This window comes from Priestia sp. SIMBA_032 (assembly GCF_046535215.1).
In the GTDB taxonomy this organism is placed as follows: domain Bacteria; phylum Bacillota; class Bacilli; order Bacillales; family Bacillaceae_H; genus Priestia; species Priestia aryabhattai.
Map to the genome: position 1 here is coordinate 1 of NZ_JAWRXD010000277.1, position 338 is coordinate 338.

Below are 338 nucleotides of genomic sequence, written 5' to 3' on the forward strand. Positions count from 1 at the left end.
CTTGCATGCACAGATCTGCTGTGGAAACGTAACGTTTAATCCACATTGCGAAACAAGATAATGAGGTCTGTACGTGCCGCACGCTTTGTATCTGCCCCAACGTATCCGGATCGGCTCCGGTTCGATCACCGAGATCGGGCAGCTAGCCGTCGAGATCGGAGCGCGGCGGCCGATGATCATCACCGATGCTTTCATGCTCTCGTCGGGCCTGGTCGATCGTGTCCGGTCTCGCCTCGAAGCAGCCGGCCTTCGTGTGCACGTGTTTTCTGACACGGTTCCGGACCCGACCACGGACGCGCTCGACCTCGGACTACGTGCGGTACATGACCACGAAGCGG

Annotated in this window: 1 protein-coding gene; it reads left to right on the forward strand. The window is 59.2% G+C overall.

Annotated features, from left to right (window positions below):
* Window positions 1–73: 73 nt before the first annotated feature.
* A partial coding sequence (locus SB717_RS34360) for an iron-containing alcohol dehydrogenase (RefSeq protein ID WP_410907320.1) occupies window positions 74–338 on the forward strand: 265 nt, incomplete at its 3' end.